Below are 21,706 nucleotides of genomic sequence, written 5' to 3'. Positions count from 1 at the left end.
TTACTTCACCAGCGGGGCCGAAGCTGCCGCCGAAGCCACCGCCGCGGCGGTGCCGCTGCCCTTGGCGGCAGCCACCGAGGCCTTGGCGCCTTCACGCAGGTTGTCGAAGCGCGCCGCCAGCACCTGGCTGGCCGGCGTCACGCCCTGCAGCACCTCCACGCGCCCGGCGCGCGGGTCGCGCCGGCCCAGGGTGACGGCGCGGCGTGCCAGCGTGCCGTTCTCGATCACCCACACGTGGTCTTGCCCCGAGGTGCTGCCCACGGCGCTGTCGGGCAGCGTCAGGCGCTCGGCCTCGTCGTTCAGCGTGGCGCGCGCCAGGGCGTACTGCCCGGCGCGCAGGCGCTCCTGGGGGTTGGCCAGCTCGATGGTGACGCCGATGCTGCGCGTGCCGGCCTCGGCCGCCGGGGCGATGCGCGCCACGCGGCCGGCCACGGGCTTGTCCATGCCTTCCACCTGCACCTGCACCGCCAGCCCCGGGGCGATGCGCGAGACCTCGTGCGTGCCCACGCTGCCGGCCAGTTCCAGCCTGGCCAGGTCGACGATGCTCAGCACCTGCTGCTCGACGCTGAGCTTCTCGCCCGGCACGGCGTGGCGCTTGGCCACGATGCCGGCGATGGGCGCCACCAGCGTGGCATCACGCAACCCCACGCGCGTGGTGTCCAGCGAGGCCTGCGCGGCGTTGAGCTGCGCTCGCGCGGTGGCCAGCGCCGCGGCCGAGCTCTCCAGCGCGTTGGGCGAGATGAATTTCTGTGCCGCCAGGCTCTCGTTGCTGGCATGGGTGCGTTCGGCCTGCGCCAGCGCGGCGCGGGCCGATTCCAGCATCGCGCTGCGTTCGGCCACGCGGCTGGCCAGATCGGCCAGTTCGATGCGGCCGATCACCTGCCCGGCCACCACGCGGCTGCCTTCGGCCACGTTCAGCGCCAGCAGCGTGCCGCTGGCGCGGGCCCGCACCGTGGCCGTCTGCGGTGCCACCAGCGGACCGGAGAACTCCACCACCACGGGCAGGCGCGCCACCACGGGCTGCACCACTTCACGCGCGGCGAATTCCAGCGGGGTCTCGGGCTTCTTGCCGTCCTTCCCGTGCTTGCCGTCCTTGCCCTCCTTGCCGGCCGCCTGGGCGGCGGCCGCTGGCGGCTTCGCGCCCGGCTTGAACACCCCGGCCACCCAGGCGCCACTGGCACCGGCCAGCACCACGGCCCCCAGGCTGGCGCCCCACATCCACTTCTTGTTCATCGTCCGTCCTCCTCGGCGGTAGCAGGCGGGCTCCAGGGCCCGTCAGCGCTGCGCAGTCTAGGAAGCGGGGTGGTCAGAAGCTTGCCGGCTGCGACGAAGCGCAGAAAGCCGACGATGAAATGCACACGCCCCCGACCGGGCGGGCGGAGTCAGGCGGCAGGCCGCGTGCTCAGGCCGCGAGGGCGGCCGGGCGATGCTGGGCCTGGGCCGCTGCCCAGCGCTCCAGTTCCGCGGCCTCCAGGGGCCGCGCAAAGAGGTAACCCTGGCCACGGTCGCAGGTGAGCGTGCGCATCAGCTCGGCCTGGCCCTCGGTCTCGATGCCCTCGGCCACGGTGGTCATGCCCATCGTGCGCGCCACGCGGATGGTGGCCTCGATGAGCACGCGGTGGTACTCCACCGTCTCGGCATGCTTGACGAAGCTGCGGTCCACCTTCACGGTGTCCACCGGCATCTGGTGCAGGCAGGCCAGGCTGCTGTAACCGGTGCCGAAGTCGTCCAGCGCCAGGCGAACGCCCAGGGCCTTGAGCTCGCGCAGCGTGGTCTGCACGCGTTCGTCCTGCGCGGCCAGGCTCTCGGTCACCTCCAGCTGCAGGTGGGCAGGCGTCATGCCGTTGGCCTGCAGCACGGCGCGCACGTCTTCCACCAGCCCGTTGCGCTGCAGCTGTGCGCGCGACATGTTCACCGCCAGTTGCTTGGGGCCGGCTGCGCCCAGGCGCTGCTGCCACTGCACGAACTGCCGGCAGGCGGTCTCCAGCACGAAGGCGCCCAGCGCATCGATGAGCCCCGATTCCTCGGCGATGGCGATGAACTCGCCCGGCGGCACCAGGCCCCGCTGCGGGTGGCGCCAGCGCACCAGCGCCTCCACGCCCACGAGGCAGCGGTCGGCCAGATCCACCACCGGCTGGTAGACGACGAAGAGCTCGTCCTCCTTCAGCGCGCGGCGCAGGTCGCCTTCCACCTCGAGCGCGCGCACCACGCGCTCGTGCATCGAATCGTCGAAGAGCACCCAGCGCGCACGCCCGGCGCGCTTGGCTTCGTACATGGCGGTGTCGGCGTTGCGCAGCACCTCTTCTGCCACCACGCTGGCATCGAAGTCTTCGTCGGCCGTGGCCGCCGCCTCCTTGCAAAGCACCACGCCGATGCTCACGCTGCTCTGCACCGGCATGTTCTCCAGCGTGTAGGGCTCGCTCAGTTCGGCCAGCAGGCGGTGCGCGATGCCGGCCACGCGCTCGGGGTCGCTGATGCCGTCGAGCACGACGACGAACTCGTCGCCACCCAGCCGCGCGGCCATGGGCGCGCCGGGCTCGTCGCCGTTGGCCAGGCGGGCCACCGCGTCGCCCGGGCGCAGCGCGCGCAGCAGCCGCTGGGCGATCTGGCGCAGCAGTTCGTCGCCGGCGCCGTGGCCCAGGGTGTCGTTGACCTGCTTGAAGCGGTCGAAGTCCATGAAAAGCACGGCAAAACCATAGCCCGGGTGCCGGCGCGCATGCCCGATGGCCCGCTGCAGGCGCTCCATCACCACGTCGCGGTTGGGCAGGCGCGTGAGGGCGTCGGTGCGGGCGTTGGCGCGCAGGCGTTCCTGCAGCGCGCGGCTCTCGGTGATGTCGCTGAAGCAGGCCACCAGGCCCATCACCTGGCCGCTGGCGTCGGTCTGCGGCAGCGTGTTGACGAGCAGCCAGCCCACGCTGCCGTCGCGGCGGCGCACGCCCATGGTCTCGTTGTGCACGGGCTGGCGCGTGCTCAGGGTGCGCATGGCCGGCAGGTCGTCGATCCGGTAGGGCGTGCCATCGGCGCGCAGCAGGTGGCGCTGCGCCTGGCGGGCGGTGAAGCCCTGCAGCTGCTGCCGGCTCAGGCCCAGCATGCGCTCGGCCTCCAGGTTGGCTTCGATGACCTGGCCGTCGGGGCCCATCACCGTCACGCCCACGGGCAAGGCAGCCCACAGCGTGCGCAGCTTGGCCTGTTGCTGCACCCGCGCCGAGGTGTCGCTGCACACCCGCACGTGGCCGGTGATGGCGCCCGCCTCGTCCAGCAGCGGGCGAAGGTCGACGTCGAGCCAGAGGTCGCGGCCGTCGCGTGCGCGGTGCAGCCACTCCTGGCGCACGCCCTGGCCTTCGCGCAGCGCCTGCTGCACGCGGGTGAGCACGGCCTCGTCGGCCTGCGGGTGGCCCAGCAGCTCACCGGGCCGGCGGCCGAACGCATCGGCCAGGGGCCAGCCGGTGCTGCGTGTGAAGGCGCTGTTGGCCCAGACGATGCGGTCCTGCCCATCGGTGATGAGCACCAGCGCGCTGGTGTGCTCGGCCACCAGCGCCAGGCGCTGCAGTTCGGCCGCCTGCTCGCGCAGGCGCTGGCCGTGGCGCTGCACGGCGCGCGCCGTGGGCTCCACCACCGCCAGACCGAGCAGGCCCAGCAGCACCAGGATGCCGGCCATGCCCCAGCGCATCTCGTCGAGCATGCGCTCGGCGCGCAGCTCGGCGGCACGGCGCAGCGCGTCGCTCAGCCCCTGGGCCGCCGCCATGGCGGGGTCGGCGGCCTGGTGCAGCGCGGTCACGCGCTGGCGCAGGCCGTCGGCCCCACCGATCTCGGCGCTGAGCAACAAGGCCTGGGCGCGGTACCAGAGCTTCTCGCGGGCGTCCTGCCAGCGCTCCAGGGGCTGCGCGGCCAGTTGCTGCGCATCGGGCGAGCGCGCCATCTGCTGGGCCAGCTGGTGCTCCAGCGCCAGCGCGTCCTGCGCGCTCTGGGCCAGGAGGTCCTGCAGGCCCTGCATCTGGGGCTTGCGCTCGCCGTCGGTCTCCGCCAGGGCCAGCATCGCGCCCGTCCGCGCCACCTTCTGAAGAAAGGTGCGCTGCAGACCGGCACGGTCGAGGATCTCGGCGTCGGCACTGCGCATCGACTCCAGCCGCATCATGGCCAGGCCCTGCAGGCCCACGGCCAGCGCCAGCACGGCAAAGGCCAGGTACATGGCCCAACGCACGCGCCGCGGCCCGGTGTTGGCGCGCAGCCCCTCGCCGTCGCCCGCGCGGGCGGTGACGGGGGATGTCGGGTTGGAGGCTGGGGGCATGGGGTGGGTGGTCGCCGCCGGGCGGCTGGGGCGCCGGCAAACGCAACCGGCACTCACCTCCTTATCGGCCCGCGGCGCCCTCAATGAAGGGCTGGAGCTGCAAGCACGGGCCCCAGGTCGGGGCCAGGGCCGCTCAGGCCGGCTCGGGCAGCTTGAACTGCGCCACGCCGGCGGCCAGGGCCTCGGCCTGGTCTTTCAGCGAGCCGGCGGCGGCCGCCGTCTGCTCCACGAGCGCGGCGTTCTGCTGCGTGACCTTGTCAAGCTCCTGCACGGCCTCGGCGCTTTGCGTCACGCCCAGGCTCTGCTCGCGCGCACCTTGGGCCACGGCCTCGAGCAGTTCACGCACGCGGCGGGCGCCGCCCTGCATCTCGTTCATGCTGTGCCCGGCCTCACGCACCACGCGCACGCCGCCTTCCACCTGCTCGACGCTGGCGGTGATGAGGGTCTTGATCTCGCGTGCCGCAGCCCCCGAACGCTGTGCCAGCGCACGCACCTCGCTGGCCACCACGGCAAAACCGCGGCCCTGCTCGCCGGCGCGCGCGGCTTCCACCGCGGCATTCAGCGCCAGGATGTTGGTCTGGAAGGCGATGCCGTCGATGGTGCCGATGATGTCGCTGATGCGGCCCGAGGCCACGTTGATGCCCTGCATGGTCTCCACCACCTGCGCCACCACCGAGCCGCCGCGTTCGGCTGCGGCGGCATTGGCCACGGCCAGCGCGGTGGCCTGGTCGACGGTGTCGCTGCCGCGCGAGACCGTGGCCGACACCTCTTCCATCGCCGCCGCCGTTTCCTGCAGGTTGGCGGCCGACTGCTCGGTGCGCGTGCTCAGGTCCATGGCGCCGCCGGCGATCTGCGTGCTGGCCACCACGATGTTGCTGGAGGCGCCACGCACTTCCGTGACGATCTTGCGCAGAGCGGCCTGCATCTCGGCCAGCGTGTGCATCAGGCCGGCGGCTTCATCGCTGCCCCAGGCCCGTGGGCGGGTGGTCAGGTCGCCGTCACGCATGGCGTTGATGTGGAAAGCCACTTCCTTCAGGCCGCCCTCCAGCACCTTGCGGAACGAGAGGAACAGGTACCACACCAGCATCAGGCTCGCGAACAGCGCCACGGCCGTGATCGCGCGGGCCTCTTCCAGGCGGTCGATGCGGGCCTGCAACAGGGCGTCCAGCTTGTCCAGGCTCTTCGTCTGCGCCGCCTGCAGCCCGGTCAGGGCCGCCTCGGCGGCTGCCAGCACGCGCGGGGCCGATTCGCTGCTCTCGGCCACCTTGTGGAAGCTGTGCAAGGCTTCACGGGCGGCCGGCGAACCGATCTCTGTTTCGACCTCGGCATGCTGGGTCTTGACCTTGTCCAGGCCGGCGGCCCAGCGCTCGTCGGTGAGGTCGCCGATGACTTCCTGCGCACCGAGCTTCTTGACCAGGTCACTGGCTGCCGAATGGCCCGACACCATGGCCAGCGCGATGTCGCGGTGCAGCGCGGTGGCCTCCAGCAGCACGGGCAAGGCGCCCAGGCTGCCGTCCATCAGGTAGTAGGTGTCGAGGTCGGGGTCGAGCGTGAGGTTGGAATTGTCGGTGGAGGTGGTCAGCAGGGCGAGTTGCGCGCTGATGAGCTGGCTGTGCGCACGGAGCACAGGCTCCACGCCCGCCGAGGCAGCTGGCAGGCTCTGCAGCAGCTTGAGCACCTCTGCATGGGCTTCGCCCGTGCGCAGATGGGCGCCCAGCCGGGCCTGGGCTTCGGCCAAAGGCTTCAAGGCCGCCTGCACGGCGGCCTTCGCGGCCTCGGCCCCGGGCGCGGGCTGGCCGCTGGCCGCCTCTTGCACCGCCACCATGCGCTGCTGGTGCAAGGCCGTCAGCAGGGGCAGCGCCGCGCGGGCGTAGGCCACGCCCACCCGTTCGTCGGCCGAGAAGTCGATGGCCGCCGCCTTGTCCTTGAAGTAGTTGTACGACAGCCAGGCGATGGGCAGCAGGAACACCGCCGTGATGGTCATCGCCTTGGCGCGGAAACCGATGGAGCGGAACAGCCGCACGCCAGGCGCCCAGATGCCGTGGTAACGAAAGAAGCGCGTGATGGCGCTGGCGTCGTCAGTGTCAGCAGGGCGACGAGCGAATGATGTGGCCAAGGCTTCTTTCATGGAACGTTCCTCCCAAACCCAGTGCAGGCCCACCGCCGCGGCCCCCGATGTGTCATCTTCGGCAGACACTCGGCGTGACTTGAGGGGAAAAGCAGCCCTTCACCGCATCAATTCATCTCCTGCGAACAAATCACTGGGAAGCCTGAGCCAGCGTGAGGCCAGGCCCTGCCCGCCGGGCGCAGAACCACGCGGCGCACCCGCAGGCCGCGGCGGCCCAGAACACGGCGGCAAAGCCGAGTTTCGAGATCAGCCAGCCCCCGCCCAGCCCCCCCAGCACCCCTGAGATGCCGTAGCCGAGCATGGTGTACAGCGCCTGGCCCCGGCCGCGCAGGCGGCCCGGGAAGAGCTGGTGCACCAGCGCGATGCAGGCCGCGTGGTGCGCGGCAAAGGTGATGGCATGCGTCAGCTGCGCCAGCACGAGCACCGGCGCCCAGGCACCGCCCCACGCGGTGGCCACGAAACGCAGCGTGGTGACGGCAGCCACGGCCTCCAGCCAGCGCCGGGGGCTGAGCAGCGGGAACCAGCGCCCCTGCGTCCAGAAGAAGACGATCTCCACGCCCACGCTCACCGCCCACAGCGCGCCCACCGTCCACTTGCCGTAGCCCAGGCTCACGAGGTAGAGCGAGAAGAAGGCATACAGGCTGGTGTGCGCCAGCACCGTGAAGAAGATGGACGCGAAGAACCACGCCACCTCGGGCCGGCGCAGCAGAGGCAGCACCGGCGGCGCCGGCTCGTCGTGCACGGCGGCGGTGTGCGTGGCCGGCAGGCGCAGCGCGGCCAGCAGCAGCAGCGCGTTCATCGCGGCCACGAAAGCCGGGAAGATGGCGATGCCCGTCCACTCCAGCAGCACGCCAAAGCTCGCAGCCGCGGCAATGAAGCCGATGGAACCCCACACGCGCACGCGGCCGTAGCGGGCGCTGTCGATGCCGCCGCCGGGCATGTGCAGCAGTTGCGAGAGCAGCGCCTCCGACAGCGGCACCACGCCGCTGTTGGCCAGGAACATGCACAGCGTCACCACCGCCACCGGCAGGGCCGCTTCCACGCCCAGCAGGGCCAGCGCCGAGAGCAGCGCGCCGAAGGCCGCCAGCCGGATGAGTTCCGCACGGCGCCCGCTGTGGTCGCCCGACCAGCTCCAGGCATAGGGCGCGAACAGGCGGGTCACCGACTGCAGCGCCGAGATGGCGCCGATCAGCAGCGTGGAGTAGCCCAGGCTCTGGAACCACAGCGGCGCATACGGGTTGAAGAGCCCGATGGCCGCGAAGTAACAGAAGGACAAGGTGCCGAAACGCACCAGCACGCCGGTGGCGGCCGGCGGCGGCGCCTCGGCGCCGGGGGAGGCCGGCGTCAAGGCGTGCCGGGCCGCGCCGCGGCGATGGGCGGCACGGCCAGCTGCACGTCACCGTTCTGGGCGCGGTGGCGCAGCGCGTGGTCCATCACCACCAGGGCCAGCATGGCCTCGGCGATGGGCGTGGCGCGGATGCCCACGCAGGGGTCGTGGCGGCCGTGCGTCTCCACCACCGTGGGCTGGCCCTGGCGGTCGATGCTGGGCTTGGGCAGGCGGATGGAGCTGGTGGGCTTGATGGCGATGCGCACCACCAGGTCTTGCCCCGTGCTGATGCCGCCCAGCACGCCGCCGGCGTGGTTGCTGGCGAAGCCCTCGGGCGTGAGCTCGTCGCCGTGCTGGCTGCCGCGCTCTTGCACGGTGCCGAAACCGCTGCCGATCTCCACGCCCTTGACCGCGTTGATGCCCATCATCGCGTAAGCGATGTCGGCGTCGAGCTTGTCGAAGAGCGGCGCGCCCAGGCCCACCGGCATGCCGCTGGCACGCACCTCGATGCGCGCGCCGCAGCTGTCGCCGGCCTTGCGCAGTGCGTCCATGTGCGCCTCCAGCGTGGGCACCAGGGCCGCGTTCGGCGCGAAGAAGGGGTTGTGCGGGATGTGCTCGGCGCTCTCGAAGGGGATCTCCACCTCGCCCAGGGCGCTCATCCAGCCCAGGAAGGTGGTGCCGTGTTTCTCCAGCAGCCACTTCTTGGCCACGGCGCCAGCGGCCACCATGGGTGCGGTGAGCCGCGCCGAAGAACGGCCGCCGCCGCGCGGGTCGCGCAGGCCGTACTTGCGCCAGTAGGTGTAGTCGGCGTGGCCGGGGCGGAAGGTGTCGAGGATGTTGCCGTAGTCCTTGCTGCGCTGGTCGGTGTTGCGGATCAGAAGACAGATGGGCGTGCCGGTGGTGCGGCCCTCGTAGACGCCGGAGAGGATCTCCACCGCGTCGGGCTCGTTGCGCTGCGTCACGTGGCGGCTGGTGCCGGGGCGGCGGCGGTCCAGGTCGCCCTGGATGTCGACCTCGGTCAAGGCCAGCCCGGGCGGGCAGCCGTCGATCACGCAGCCGATGGCCGGGCCGTGGCTCTCACCGAAGTTGGTGACGCGGAAGAGCTCGCCGAAGGTGCTGCCGGACATGTGCGGGGCTGGGCTGAAGGAAACCGCGAATTGTAGAGAGCGGGCCGCGCGGCCAGCCGTGCCCCAGGGGGCCCGCGGCTCAGGCCGCCGCCACCTCGCGCAAGGCGCGCTCGGCCAGCGCTGCGGCATCTCCCGACTTCTGCAGCACCGCCCGCACCACCGGGCCTTCCAGCGCCGCGGCTTCGGTGTCGCGGTCGGCCGTCATCGCCAGCAGCCAGGGCGCCGGTGCGGGCAGCTCGGCCTGCGCCCAGGCCAGCAGTTCGGCCCCCGAGCCATCGGGCAGGTGCAAGTCGCTCAGCAGCAGGTCGATGCCGCCCGCAGCCAGCCGCAGCCGCGCCTGCGCCACGGTCGCGGCCACTTCCACGCGGTGGCCGCGCTGCTCGAAGGCGCGGGCCAGCAGCAGGGCCAGCACCTCGGCGTCTTCCACCACGAGCACGTGCAGCGCACGCACCGGCTGCGGCACCGGGGCTTCGGGCAGCGGTTCGGCCTGCAGCGTGATGCGCACCACCGTGCCGCCGCCGGGGCGCGCCTGCAGCGTGAGATCGCCGCCCATCAAACGCGCCAGCTCGCGGCTGATCGGCAGGCCCAGGCCGGCGCTGGCGGTGTCGCGGTGGGCCGCGCCGTAGGGCTCGAAGAGCCCCGGCACATCGGCCTCGGGCACGCCGCGGCCACGGTCGCGCACTTCCAGCGTCACGGTGGCGGGGGCCAGTGGATCGGGTGGCAGCGCCACCAGTTCCACGTCGTTCGGCCCGCCCTCGGCGCCGTACTTGATGGCGTTGGACAGCACGTTGCGCAGCACCTGCTGCAGGCGCAGCGCGTCGATCTGCCGGCGCGGGTCGGCCGCCGGCCCCTGCAGCTGCAGGCGCAGGCCGGCCATCTCGGCCGCGGGCGCCATCTCGCGCAGCACGGCCTGCAGCAAGGGGCCCAGGCGCGCGGGCTCGGGGTGCAGGCGCAGGCGGCCGGCGTCGAGGCGGTCGCGGTCGATGAGGTTGTTCAGCAGGCGCAAGGTGCCGCGCGCCGCTTCGGCCAGGCGGGCCGCGTTGGCCGGGCCGCCCGGGTGCTCGCGCGCCAGCTCGGCCCCGGCGATCACGCTGTGCAGCGAGTTGCGCACCTCGTGGGCCAGGAAGGCGGCGAAGCGCGCCTTCTCGGCGCCCACGCGCTCGGCGGCCTGCCGTGCCTGCAAGGTGCGCCGCACCTCGGCATGCAGGCGGCGGCTGTGCGCCCACCACAGCCCCGCCAGCAGTGCGAGCACGGCAGCCGCCCACGGGCCGTAGCGCCGCAGCAGCGCGCTCAGCACGTCGGCCTGCACCGGGCGGCTGAACCAGCGCGTCTTCAGCACCGGCATGTCCTGCTCCACGGCCACGTCCAGCGCCCGCTTGAACAGCGGCACCAGGGCCGCGTGGCGCTCGGCCAGCGCCAGGCTGTGGAAGCGGCGCAGCGCCGGCTCGGCGCCGATCACCTGCAGGTCGGCCCGCGGCTGACGGGCCATCGCCACCATGGTGCCGACGACATCGGTCATGGTCGCGTCGGCCTCGCCGTCGCGCACGGCCTGCAGGCAGGCCTCGAGCGCGGCGCAGTCGACGATGCGCACGCCGGGGTGGCGCGATTCCACATACGGCCGGGCCGCATTGCCCGGCGGCAGGGCCAGGCGCCGGCCGTACAGCTGCACGAGGTCGAAGGCGCCGCTTTCGGGGCGACCCACCAGCACCGTGGGGTACTCGATGAAGGGGCCGACGAAGCGCAGCAGGCTGGCGCGCTCGGCGGCTTCGTCGGCGCCCACGAGCAGGTCGACGCGGCCTTCGGCCAGGGCCGCGGGCACCTGGTCGGCGCTGAGCGCCACCCAGGCCTTGGGCTCCTTGCCCAGGCGCCGCAGCACACCGCGCAGCATGTCCACCGACAGGCCCTCGGGCTGGCCCTCGGCGTTCAGGCTGGCAAAGGGGGGTTCGCGTCCGACCAGGCCCACCACCGGGGCGGGCCAGGCGGCCAGCAGGGCGCTGTCTTCGGCGCTGAGCTGCAGGGTCTGCGGTCGGCTGTCGGGGGCGCGCACGCTCCAGGCCTCGACGAGGCTCTCCACGCGGGTGGGCGGGTAGGCGCGCACGGCCTCGGACAGGCGCTGCGCCAGTGCCGCCTCAGCCACCGGCACGGCCAGGTGCAGGCGCCCGCTGGGGGCGTCGATGCGGCGCACCACCGACAGGCCTCGGATCTGCTCGCGCTCGATGATGTCCACCAGCACCGGCAGCGATTCGAGCAGGGTGTCGGCGCGACCCGTGCGCACGGCCTCGATGCCCTCGCGCGGGCTGGCCACGACCACGCGCGAGGCCAGCGGGAAGAGGCGGTCGGCCTGGGCCTGGCTGGCATAGCCGTTCACCACCGCGATGCTGCGCCCGGCCAGGTCGGGCAAAAGGGCGGCCGAAGGCTGCTCGGCCCGGGTCAGCAGCGCCAGCTGGAACTGCGCGTAGGGCGGTGTGAAGAGGAAGCGGTCTTCACGCTCTGAAGTGCGCGCCATCGAACTGGCCAGCTGCACGCGGCCCGCGGCGAGGTCGGCTTCGAGCTGGCGGTAGTCGGTGTAGCGGACCGGCTGCAAGGCCAGCCCCGCCGCGCGCGCCAGTTCGCCGACGATCTCGATGTCGGCACCACCGGGCACACCGTCCTTCGGCCACACCTGGAAAGGCGGAAAGCTGGCCAGCACGCCGTAGCGCACCACCTTCGGCGCTGGCGCTGCCGGGGAGGCCGCCGACGGCGCTGCCAGCGACGGGGCGCTGAACAGCCAGCACAGGATCAGCAGCAGCGGCGGCAGCAAAGCCACAGGCGGCACCGCGGGGCAGCGCAAGGCAGGCGGGCCTCAGGCCGGGGGGCTGTCCTTCTCGGGCCAGTCGCGGATGTAGGCCTTGAGCATGCGGTTCTCGAAGTCCTGCGCGTCGACCACGGTCTTGGCCACGTCGTAGAACGAGATCACGCCCATCAGCGTGCGGCGGTCGAGCACCGGCATGTAGCGGGCGTGGCGCTGCAGCATCATGCGGCGCACTTCGTCCACGCCTGTCTCGGGCGTGCAGGTGAGTGGGGCGTCGTCCATCACGCTGCGCACCAGGCGCGTGCCCACGCTGCCGCCGCCGGCCACCACCGCGGCGATCACCTCGCGGAAGGTGAGCATGCCCACCACGTCGCCGTGCTCCATCACGACCAGCGAACCAATGTCGAGTTCGGCCATGGTCTGCACGGCTTCGGCCAGGGGCTGGTCGGGCTGCACGGTGAAGAGCGTGTTGCCCTTGACGCGCAGGATGTCGGTGACTTTCATGGCAGCTTGGCACCCGGTTGACGGCCGCACTCACGGCACTGGAACCGGGTCAATATAGCCCACAATGCCCGCGCCCAAGGGCTGCAAAGGCGGTGCCTGCCCTCGCTGCCCGGCCCCACCCCACCCCGATCAAGGACAGCCATGCCCGGCTACGGCGACCCCGGTTTCGACACCCTGGCCCTGCACGCGGGCGCCGCGCCCGACCCCACCACCGGCGCCCGTGCCGTGCCGCTGCACCTGAGCACGAGCTTCGTCTTCCAGAACAGCGAACACGCGGCCAGCCTCTTCAACCTGGAGCGCAGCGGCCACGTCTACAGCCGCATCAGCAACCCCACCAACGCGGTGCTGGAAGAACGCATTGCGGCACTGGAAGGCGGCGTGGGCGCCATCGCCACGGCCAGCGGCCAGGCGGCGCTCTTCCTGGCCCTCAGCACGCTGGCGGGCGCGGGCTCGCACATCGTGGCGAGTTCGGCGCTTTACGGCGGCAGCCACAACCTGCTGCACTACACGCTGGCGCGCTTCGGCATCAGCACCACCTTCGTGAAACCGGGCGACATCGACGGCTGGCGCGCCGCGGTCCGCCCCGAGACCCGGCTGCTCTTCGGCGAGACCCTGGGCAACCCCGGCCTCGATGTGCTGGACATCCCGACGGTGAGCGCCATCGCGCACGAGGCCGGTGTGCCGCTGCTGGTGGACAGCACCTTCACCACGCCTTGGCTGATGCAGCCTTTTGCGCATGGGGCCGACCTCGTCTTCCACAGCGCCACCAAGTTCCTCTGCGGCCACGGCACCGTGGTGGGCGGGCTGCTGGTGGATGGCGGGCGTTTCCCCTGGCACACGGCCGAGCGTTTTCCTGAACTGAACCAGCCCTACGCCGGCTTCCACGGCTTGGTGTTCAGCGAAGAAAGCACCGACGGCGCCTTCCTGCTGCGCGCGCGCCGCGAGGGCCTACGCGACTTCGGCGCGTGCATGAGCCCGCACACCGCCTGGCTGATGCTGCAGGGCATCGAGACCCTGCCGCTGCGCATGGCGCGGCATGTCCAGAACACGCGCAAGGTGGTCGATTTCCTCAGCCGCCATGCGCAGGTGGCGCGCGTGGGCTACCCCGAACTGCCTGAACACCCGAGCCATGCCTTGGCCCAGCGCCTGCTGCCGCGCGGCTGCGGCGCGGTGTTCAGCTTCGACCTGAAGGGCTCGCGCGCCCAGGGCCGTGCCTTCATCGAGGCGCTGAAGATCTTCAGCCACCTGGCCAACGTGGGCGATTGCCGCAGCCTCGTCATCCACCCGGCCAGCACCACGCACTTCCGCATGGACGACGCGGCGCTGGCCGCGGCCGGCATCACGGCCGGCACGATCCGCCTGAGCATCGGCCTGGAAGACGCCGACGATCTCATCGACGACCTGAAGCGCGCCTTCAAGGTGGCCGAGAAGGTGACGGCATGAAGCTCAGCGTGCACGACCGCGAGGTCTACGCCTACACCGGCGGCAAGCCGTTCGACCCCACCCTGCCCTGCGTGGTGTTCGTGCACGGCGCGCTCAACGACCACAGCGTCTTCACGCTGCTGGCGCGCTGGTTCGCACACCACGGGTACGGCGTGCTGGCGGTGGACCTGCCCGGCCACCTGCGCAGCGCCGGCCCGGCACTGACCCGCGTGGAGGACATGGCCGATTGGCTGTGGGCGCTGCTGGACGCCGCCGACGTGCAGCAGGCTGCGCTGGCCGGCCACAGCATGGGCTCGCTGGTGGCGCTGGAGGCTGCGGCACGCCAGCCCGAGCGCGCCACGCGCCTGGTGATGCTGGGCACCTGCGTGCCCATGCCGGTGCCGCAGGCGCTGCTGGACCTCTCGCTCACCGACACCGCGGCGGCCATCCACCGCGTGGCGGGCTTCTCCATCTCCACCTGGGCCGCCAAGCCTTCCTACCCCGGCCCGGGCACCTGGCTGCACGGCGGCAGCCGCGCGCTGATGCACCAGGTGCTGGCCGCGCAAGGCGATGCGCGGCTCTTCCACACCGATTTCTCGGCCTGCAACGCCTACGCCGGCGGGCTGGCCGCGGCGGAAGCGGTGCGCTGCCCGGCCACGCTGGTGCTGGGCCAGGCCGACCAGATGACCCTGCCGCGCGGCGCGCGCGAGGTGGCACAGCGGCTGAAGGCCCAGGTGCACACCCTGGCTGCCGGGCACCACCTGATGGCCGAAGCGCCTGACGCCGTGCTGGCCGCGGTGCTCGCGGCGCTGGCCTGAGGCTGCGCCGGCTTCAGCCTGCCAAGGCGTCGGCCAGCATCACCTGCTCGAAGCCCGCGCTGCGGCGAAAGCCCGCGGCCGTGGCGCTGGGCGCCAGCAGCGTGCGGTCGATCAGCGGCTGCAGCGGCGTGCGCGCCGGGTCGCAGAGAAGCACATGGCGCGCGCTGCCGCCTTCGTCGATGCGCTGCACCCAATCCAGCTCGGCCAGCAGGTCGACCAGGGGCTCCAGCTGCAGCGGATCGGCCCGCAGGGCCTCGCCCAGCGCGGCCAGCGACAGGCCCCGCTGCGGGCCCAGCCTTGCAGCGTCCAGCAGGCGCAGCACGGCCAGCGCCAGCTCGAATCGCCAGCCCGGTACCGCGGGGCGCGCCGCCACGCGCATCTGCAGGCTGGGCGCGTAGGCCGCGATCACCGCGCCCAGCAGCACGATCACCCAGCCGAGGTAGATCCACAGCAGCAGGATGGGCAGCGTGGCGAAGGCGCCATACACGGCCGAGAAGGTGGGTACGGCATCGACGTACCAAGCCAGCGCCTTCTTGGCCAGCTCGAAGGCCGCCGCCACGAACAAGCCGCCGGCCCAGGCGTGGCGCCAGCGCACCGAGGTGTTGGGCACGTAATGGAACATCGCCGCGGTGGCACCGGCGAAGAGCAGGAACTGCATGGTCTCCAGCAGCAGGCCCACCCCGCCCGGCAGGGTGCCCACCAGCCCGCGCGAGGCCGACACCGCGTAGGAGGTGAGCCACACGCTGAAGCCCAGCACCAGCGGCCCCAGCGTGAGCCCGGCCCAGTAGACCAGCACGCGCTGCGCGAAAGAGCGCGGGCGGCGCACGCGCCAGATGGCGTTGAGCGTGCGGTCGATGGTGAGCGACATCGCCAGCGCCGTGGCCACCAGCAGCACCAAGCCCACCGTCCCGATACCCCGCGCCTTGGCCGCGAACTGCGTCAGCGAACGCAGCACCGGCCGCGCGATGCCATCGGGCACCAGGTTCTGCAGGAAGTACTTCTGCAAGGCCACTTCGAGGCCTGCAAACATCGGGAAGGCGGTGAAGATGGCCAGCGTCACCGTGACCAGCGGCACCAGCGCGATCAGCGTGGTGAAGGTGAGGCTGCCGGCGGTGAGGCCCAGGCGGTCTTCGCTGAAACGCTGGCGCAGCGTGCGCAGGGTCTCGAACCAGGGCCAGGTGCGCAGCGTCTGCAGCAGCAGCGAGGCCTGCAGGCGGGCCTGGGCCACCAGGCCGGCCAGCGAGCGCCCCTGCGGGCGCGAGAGCATGTTCATGCTGGCTATGATGCCCCATGCCTTCTGCATCCACCCCTGACGACACCCCCCCGCGCGCGCCCGACGCCATCGTGCGCAGCACGCGCGCCGCCGCGCTGGCGGCCCTGCTGGCCCTCATCGCCCTGGGCCTGGCTTGGGAGCTGTGGCTGGCCCCCACCGGCAGCGGCACGCTGGCGCTGAAGGTGCTGCCGCTGGTGTTCTGCTTGGCCGGCTTGCTGCGCCACCGCATGTACACCTTCCGCTGGCTGAGCCTGCTGGTGTGGCTGTACTTCATGGAAGGCGTGGTGCGTGCCACCACCGAAAGCGGCGTGAGCCAGCTGATGGCGGTGCTGGAGATCGTGCTGAGCCTGGTGCTCTTCATCGTGAGCGGCATCTACATCCGCTGGCGGCAACGCAACGGCGCCGCGCTCGCGGCCGCCGAGAAGGCCAAGGCGGCCGGCGAGGCTGCGGCGTGACGGCACTGCTGGACACGCTGCGCGGTGTGGTCGGTGCCGCCAACGTGCTGCACGAGGGCGACCTCAGCGCCTGGGAGCAAGACTGGCGCCGCCGCTGGCGCGGCAAGGCGCTGGCGGTGGTGCGGCCCGGCAACACGGCCGAGGTGGCCGCGGTGCTGCGCGCCTGCGCCACAGCCGGCGTGAGCGTGGTGCCACAGGGCGGCAACACGGGCCTGGTGGGCGGCGGCGTGCCCGATGCCAGCGGCACCCAGGTGCTGCTGAGCCTGCAGCGCCTGAACCGTGTGCGCGAGATCGACGAGGCCAACCTCACGCTCACCGCCGAAGCCGGCTGCGTGCTGCAGGCCGTGCAGCATGCGGCCGAAGAGCGCGGGCTGCTCTTCCCCCTGAGCCTGGCCGCCGAGGGCAGCTGCACGCTGGGCGGCAACCTGGCCACCAACGCCGGCGGCACGCAGGTGCTGCGCTGGGGCAATGCGCGCGAACTCTGCCTGGGCCTGGAGGTGGTGACGGCCGAAGGCGAGATCTGGAGCGGCCTGTCGGGCCTGCGCAAGGACAACACCGGCTACGACCTGCGCGACCTCTTCATCGGCAGCGAAGGCACGCTGGGCGTCATCACCGCGGCCACGATGAAGCTCGCGCCGCAACCCGCCGCCACCGGCACCGCGCTGGCCGCCTGCGCCAGCGTGGCCGATTGCGTGGCGCTGCTGCAGCTGGCGCGCGCGCGGCTGGGCGCGGGGCTCACCGGCTTCGAGATGATGGGGGGCTACGCGCTGGCACTCACCGCGAAGCACTTTCCCACCCTGCCACACCCGCTGCCCGAGGCGGCCTGGACGGTGCTGCTGGAGCACAGCGACACCGAGAGCGAAGCCCATGCGCGCGAGGCCTTCGAAGGCGTGCTGGGCGCGGCGCTGGAAGCCGGCATCGTGCACGACGCCGTGGTGGCCGAGACCCTGGCCCAGGGCCAGGCGCTGTGGCATGTGCGCGAGAGCATCCCGCTGGCGCAGGCCGAGGAAGGCCCGAACATCAAGCACGACATCTCGGTGCCCGTCTCTCGCATCCCGGCCTTCGTGGAAGAGACCGATGCGGCGCTGCAGGCGCAGTTCCCCGGCGTGCAGCTGGTGAACTTCGGCCACCTGGGCGATGGCAACCTGCACTACAACGTGCAAGCGCCGCGTGGCGAAGATGGCCGGCGTTTCCTGGCCGAGCAGGAGCACGCGGTGAACACGGTGGTGTTCGATGCGGTCGCGCGGCACGGCGGCTCTTTCAGCGCCGAACACGGCATCGGCGCGCTCAAGCGCGACGAGTTGTCGCGCCGCAAGTCACCCGTGGCGCTGGCCCTGATGCGCCGCATCAAGGCCGCGCTGGACCCGCAGAACCTCTTGAACCCGGGTCGTGTGATCTAGGCGCCGGGCGGCAGGGCGCGCGCCTGCGGCAGGCTGCAGGGCAGCGCTATTGCAGCGGGCCGTCGAGCGAACGCGGCACCGGGATGGCCACGGTCTCGATGCCCTCTTCCTGCAGTGCTTCACGCTCCTCGGGCGTGGCGTGTCCGCGGATCCCGCGGTTCGGCGCCTCACCGTAGTGGATGCGGCGGGCCTCTTCCGGGAAACGGGCGCCCACGTCTTCGGTGCGGGCGATCAACTGGCGCACACCCCGCAGCCAGGCGGCCTGCACCTCTTCGACACGGGCCTGCGCGGGCAGCGCGGCGGGCTCTGCGGCGGCGTGCGAGCCCGGCAGGGGCACCACCTCACGCGCGCCCGAAAGGTTCAGGCGTGGGGCCGAGGGCGTGCGGCTGATGGCGTGGTCCCCACACAAGGGGCAGGCGATCAGCGAGCGGCCGTTCTGCTCCAGGAAGTCGTCTTCCGATGCGAACCAGCCCTCGAAGGCGTGGCCGTGGGAACAGCGCAAATCCAGCACTTTCATCGTGCGGACATCATAGGTGGGCGCCGCTGGAGCCGCTCCGCCAAGGTAATGACATCTTGCCGGCGCGTGCGCGCAGCAACCAAAACAAACCGATCTGCGTCTTGACGTCAGGCAGTTCGCCACGGTCACTGAGCGCTTCCAGCGCCGCCAGCGGCAGCGTCACCGTCTCGACGAACTCGCCGGCATCGGGCCGCGGCGGACCGGGCTGCAGCCCGCGTGCGAACCAGATCCAGATGCTCTCGGTGCTGTAGGCGGCGGCGTTGTGGATCTCGCCACCGTAGGCCCACTCACGCGCAACGTAGCCGGTTTCCTCCTGCAACTCGCGCATCGCGCAGGTCAGGGTGTCCTCGCCGGACTCCAGCTTGCCGGCCGGGAACTCGAGCAGCACTTTCTGCAGCGGGTAGCGGTACTGGCGCACCAGCACCAGGCGAGTCTCGGCGCCGGGCTCGTCATCGAGCAGCGGCACCACGGCCACGGCGCCGCCGTGGCGCAGGTACTCGCGCGTGGCACGGCTGCCATCGGGCAACTGCACCACGTCCTTGCGCAGTTCGAGCCAGCCGCGGTGCAGCACCGCGCTTTCGCCGGTGCTGCGTTCGATCAGGTGTTCGTCGTCGTCGGCGGCCATGGTTTGCTGCCGACGGGCTTCAACTCGCCAGGGCCTTGACGATGGCGTCGCGGCACAGCGCCATCACGCCACCGCTGAAGGGCCCGAACAGCAGCACCGCCGCGCCGTTGATCGCCAGCAGCAGCGTCACGCCTTGCGGCTGCACCACGGCGGCGGTCTGCGAGGGCTCGTCGAACCACATCACCTTCACCACGCGCAGGTAGTAGTAGGCGCCGATCAGCGAGAACACCACCGCCACCACGGCCAGGCCGATGTAGAAGGGCACGTTGGTCGTGACCAGGGCCTGGATCACCGAGAGCTTGGCGAAGAAACCCACCATCGGCGGCACGCCGGCCAGCGAGAACATGAAGACCGTCATCACGCCGGCCACCCAGGGGCTGCGCTTGGCCAGGCCCGCGAAATCGCTGATCTCTTCGCTCTCGAAACCCTGGCGGCTCAGGAACATGATCAGGCCGAAGGTGCCCAGCGTGGTGAGCACGTAGGCCACCAGGTAGAACATCGCCGAGCTGTAGGCGTTGCCCGCGCTGAGCGTGTTGCCGCTGACGACGCCGGCGCTCAAGCCCAGCACGATGAAGCCCATCTGCGAGATGGTGCTGTAGGCCAGCATGCGCTTCAAGTTGCTCTGCGCGATGGCCGCCAGGTTGCCGATGGCCAGCGAAGCCACGGCCAGCACGATGAACATCTGCTGCCAGTCGACCGCCAGGCCCAGCATGCCTTCCACCAGCAGGCGGATGGTGATGGCGAAGGCCGCGAACTTGGGCGCGCCGCCGATCAGCAGCGTGACGGGCGTGGGCGCGCCCTGGTAGACATCGGGCACCCACATGTGGAAGGGCGCGGCGCCCAGCTTGAAGGCCAGGCCGGCGACGACGAAGACGACGCCGAAGACCAGCACTTCCTTGTTGATGCTGCCGGTGGCGATGCGCTCGAAGACCTTGGGGATCTCCAGCGTGCCGGTGGCGCCGTACATCATGCTCAGGCCGTAGAGCAGGAAGCCGCTGGCCAGCGCGCCGAGCACGAAGTACTTCATCGCGGCTTCGGTGCTGATGGCGTGGTCGCGGCGCAGCGCGGCCAGCGCGTACAGGCTCAGGCTCATCAGTTCCAGGCCGAGATAGACGACGAGGAAATTGTTGGCCGAGCACATCACGCTGATGCCCAGCAGCACGAAGAGTGCGAGCGTGAAGAACTCGCCCTTGAGCATGTCGCGCGAGGCCAGCGTGGGGCGGGCATAGGCCAGCGTGACCATCACGCTCAGGCCCGCCAGCGCCGCCAGCAGCCGGCCCATGGGATCGACCACCACCATGCCCTGCATGCCGTAGGCCGTGATGCCGTCGCCGTGGTCTTGCAGCTGCAGGAACACGAAGATGGCGATGGAGGCCTGGGTCAGCCAGAAGGTGGGGCGGCGTTCCGGGTCGTTGTTGAAGATGTCGACCAGCAGCACCACGCAGGCCGCCAGCAACAGCCACAACTCGGGGTGGACGACGTGCCAGTTCATCGAGCTCATGTTTCTTGTCTTCTTTCGGCCGTCAGTTCAGCTTGGAGCGCGCCACGTGCTGCAGCAGTTCGGCCACCGAGGCGTTCATCACGTCGGTGAAAGGCTTGGGGTAAAGGCCCATCCACAGCACCGCCAGCGCCAGCACGGCGAGCACCAGGAACTCGCGGCCGTTGATGTCCTGCAACTGCTTGACGTCGTCGTTGGCGACATCGCCGAAGTAGACGCGCTTGACCATCCACAGCGTGTAGGCGGCGCCGAAGATCAGCGTGGTGGCGGCCAGCAGCGCGATGAAGAAGTTGTATTCCACGGCGCCCAGGATGACCATCCACTCGCCCACGAAGCCGGCCGTGCCCGGCAGGCCGCAGTTGGCCATGGCGAAGAGCACCGCGAAGGCCGCGAACTTGGGCATGGTGTTGGCCACGCCGCCGTAGCTGGCGATCTCGCGGCTGTGCACGCGGTCGTAGAGCACGCCGATGCACAGGAACATCGCGCCCGAGACGAAGCCGTGGCTGACCATCTGCACGATGCCGCCGGCCACGCCGAGTTCGTTGAACATGAAGAAGCCCAAGGTCACGAAGCCCATGTGCGCGATGGAGCTGTAGGCCACCAGCTTCTTCATGTCCTGCTGCACCAGGGCCACCAGGCCGATGTAGAGCACGGCCACGAGGCTGAGCGTGACGATGAACCAGTCGAACTCGCGCGCGGCGTCGGGCGCGATGGGCATAGAGAAGCGCAGGAAGCCGTAGGCGCCCAGCTTCAGCATGATGGCCGCCAGCACCACCGAGCCGCCGGTGGGCGCCTCGACGTGGGCGTCGGGCAGCCAGGTGTGCACCGGCCACATCGGCACCTTCACCGCGAAGGCCGCGAAGAAGGCGAAGAACAGCAGGGTCTGTGCGTGCAGGTCCAGCGGCAGCTTGTGCCAGGCCTGGATGTCGAAGCTGCCGCCGCTCTTGAAGTAGAGGTAGACCAGCGCCACCAGCATCAGCAGGCTGCCGGCCAGCGTGTAGAGGAAGAACTTGAAGGCCGCGTAGACGCGCTTCGGGCCGCCCCAGACACCGATGATGATGTACATCGGGATCAGCGTGGCCTCGAAGAACACGTAGAACAGCATGCCGTCGAGGGCGCAGAACACGCCGATCATCAGGCCGCTGAGGATGAGGAAGGCTCCCATGTACTGGGCCACGCGTTCCTGGATGACTTCCCACGCGGCGATGACCACGATGACGGTGATGAAGGCCGTCAGCGGCACGAACCACATCGACAGGCCGTCCACGCCCAGGTGGTAGTGCAGGTTGAAGCGCTCGATCCACGAGAACTTCTCGACGAACTGCATCTTCGCGGTGCCGATCTCGAAGCGCGTGATGACCGGCAGCGTGACCAGGAAGGACGCGATGGCCCCCACCAGCGCGAGGCCGCGCACGGTGCTGGCGTTCTGGTCGCGGCCCACGGCCAGCAGCAGCACGCCGAAGGCAACAGGCAACCAGATGGACAGGCTCAGCAGACCCATTACTTGTTCTCTCTGTCTTGTTCTGTCGGGTT

16 protein-coding genes are annotated in these 21,706 nt (G+C 71.1%); 4 read left to right on the top strand and 12 right to left on the bottom strand.

The genetic code is table 11. The annotated features are described in order from the left end of the window. From EOE66_RS14035 to EOE66_RS14005, 7 genes are all read right to left on the bottom strand, one after another. Positions 1-1,233, bottom strand: coding sequence for an efflux RND transporter periplasmic adaptor subunit (locus tag EOE66_RS14035; RefSeq protein WP_245479040.1), 1,233 nt, complete (start codon positions 1,231-1,233; stop codon positions 1-3). 169 nt (positions 1,234-1,402) lie between these two features. Further along, a complete protein-coding gene (locus EOE66_RS14030) occupies positions 1,403-4,288 on the bottom strand; it encodes a bifunctional diguanylate cyclase/phosphodiesterase (protein WP_128229357.1) in 2,886 nt (961 codons plus the stop codon). Positions 4,289-4,421: 133 nt separating this feature from the next. Then, positions 4,422-6,416 carry a methyl-accepting chemotaxis protein gene (locus EOE66_RS14025; RefSeq protein WP_245479039.1) on the bottom strand — a complete coding sequence of 665 codons (1,995 nt, stop codon included), beginning with the start codon at positions 6,414-6,416 and terminating at the stop codon, positions 4,422-4,424. Positions 6,417-6,546: 130 nt separating this feature from the next. Continuing rightward, positions 6,547-7,764 carry an MFS transporter gene (locus tag EOE66_RS14020; protein WP_245479038.1) on the bottom strand — a complete coding sequence of 406 codons (1,218 nt, stop codon included), beginning with the start codon at positions 7,762-7,764 and terminating at the stop codon, positions 6,547-6,549. Then, a complete protein-coding gene (gene aroC / locus EOE66_RS14015; RefSeq protein ID WP_128229356.1) occupies positions 7,761-8,870 on the bottom strand; it encodes a chorismate synthase in 1,110 nt (369 codons plus the stop codon). Before aroC ends, EOE66_RS14020 begins: the two co-directional genes overlap by 4 nt. A gap of 79 nt (positions 8,871-8,949) precedes the next feature. Further along, positions 8,950-11,700, bottom strand: coding sequence for a hybrid sensor histidine kinase/response regulator (locus EOE66_RS14010; RefSeq protein ID WP_128229355.1), 2,751 nt, complete (start codon positions 11,698-11,700; stop codon positions 8,950-8,952). Positions 11,701-11,712: 12 nt separating this feature from the next. Further along, the gene (locus EOE66_RS14005; RefSeq protein ID WP_128229354.1) at positions 11,713-12,165 is read right to left on the bottom strand and encodes a CBS domain-containing protein; all 453 of its coding nucleotides are present in this window, start codon (positions 12,163-12,165) and stop codon (positions 11,713-11,715) included. Between the two features lie 141 nt (positions 12,166-12,306). On the opposite strand from EOE66_RS14005, the gene EOE66_RS14000 reads away from it, so the two are divergent. Both EOE66_RS14000 and EOE66_RS13995 read left to right on the top strand, forming a co-directional pair. Further along, positions 12,307-13,608 (top strand): O-acetylhomoserine aminocarboxypropyltransferase, encoded by a 1,302-nt coding sequence (locus tag EOE66_RS14000; protein ID WP_128229353.1) that lies wholly within the window; start codon positions 12,307-12,309, stop codon positions 13,606-13,608. Then, positions 13,605-14,405: an alpha/beta fold hydrolase gene (locus tag EOE66_RS13995; RefSeq protein ID WP_128229352.1), complete on the top strand. Its 801-nt coding sequence runs from the start codon at positions 13,605-13,607 to the stop codon at positions 14,403-14,405. The genes EOE66_RS14000 and EOE66_RS13995 overlap by 4 nt, the downstream gene beginning before the upstream one ends. A gap of 13 nt (positions 14,406-14,418) precedes the next feature. Here the strand turns inward: EOE66_RS13995 and EOE66_RS13990 are convergent, their stop codons facing one another. Then, entirely contained in the window at positions 14,419-15,678 is a 1,260-nt protein-coding gene (locus EOE66_RS13990; protein WP_245479037.1) for a YihY family inner membrane protein, read from the bottom strand. Positions 15,679-15,695: 17 nt separating this feature from the next. Between EOE66_RS13990 and EOE66_RS13985 the strand changes: the two genes are divergently transcribed. Together EOE66_RS13985 and EOE66_RS13980 are read left to right on the top strand one after the other, a co-directional pair. Further along, positions 15,696-16,133, top strand: coding sequence for a DUF2069 domain-containing protein (locus EOE66_RS13985; RefSeq protein ID WP_128229351.1), 438 nt, complete (start codon positions 15,696-15,698; stop codon positions 16,131-16,133). Next, the gene (locus EOE66_RS13980) at positions 16,130-17,533 is read left to right on the top strand and encodes an FAD-binding oxidoreductase (protein ID WP_128229350.1); all 1,404 of its coding nucleotides are present in this window, start codon (positions 16,130-16,132) and stop codon (positions 17,531-17,533) included. The genes EOE66_RS13985 and EOE66_RS13980 overlap by 4 nt, the downstream gene beginning before the upstream one ends. Before the next feature lie 46 nt (positions 17,534-17,579). Here EOE66_RS13980 and EOE66_RS13975 read toward each other — a convergent pair whose 3' ends face one another. From EOE66_RS13975 to EOE66_RS13960, 4 genes are read right to left on the bottom strand one after another with little or no spacing between them, the layout of a single operon-like run. Next, a complete protein-coding gene (locus EOE66_RS13975; RefSeq protein WP_128229349.1) occupies positions 17,580-18,050 on the bottom strand; it encodes a DUF1178 family protein in 471 nt (156 codons plus the stop codon). Between the two features lie 10 nt (positions 18,051-18,060). Then, positions 18,061-18,675, bottom strand: coding sequence for an NUDIX domain-containing protein (locus EOE66_RS13970; protein ID WP_128229348.1), 615 nt, complete (start codon positions 18,673-18,675; stop codon positions 18,061-18,063). A 19-nt stretch (positions 18,676-18,694) separates the two neighbouring features. Then, positions 18,695-20,176 (bottom strand): NADH-quinone oxidoreductase subunit NuoN, encoded by a 1,482-nt coding sequence (gene nuoN / locus EOE66_RS13965; RefSeq protein WP_128229347.1) that lies wholly within the window; start codon positions 20,174-20,176, stop codon positions 18,695-18,697. Positions 20,177-20,198: 22 nt separating this feature from the next. Then, positions 20,199-21,674, bottom strand: coding sequence for an NADH-quinone oxidoreductase subunit M (locus EOE66_RS13960; protein ID WP_128229346.1), 1,476 nt, complete (start codon positions 21,672-21,674; stop codon positions 20,199-20,201). Between the last annotated feature and the right edge of the window lie 32 nt (positions 21,675-21,706).

Origin of the sequence: Rubrivivax rivuli, assembly GCF_004016505.1 — a bacterium.
GTDB classification, from domain to species: domain Bacteria; phylum Pseudomonadota; class Gammaproteobacteria; order Burkholderiales; family Burkholderiaceae_C; genus Rubrivivax; species Rubrivivax rivuli.
This window is presented reverse-complemented; position numbering and strand designations above follow the sequence as displayed.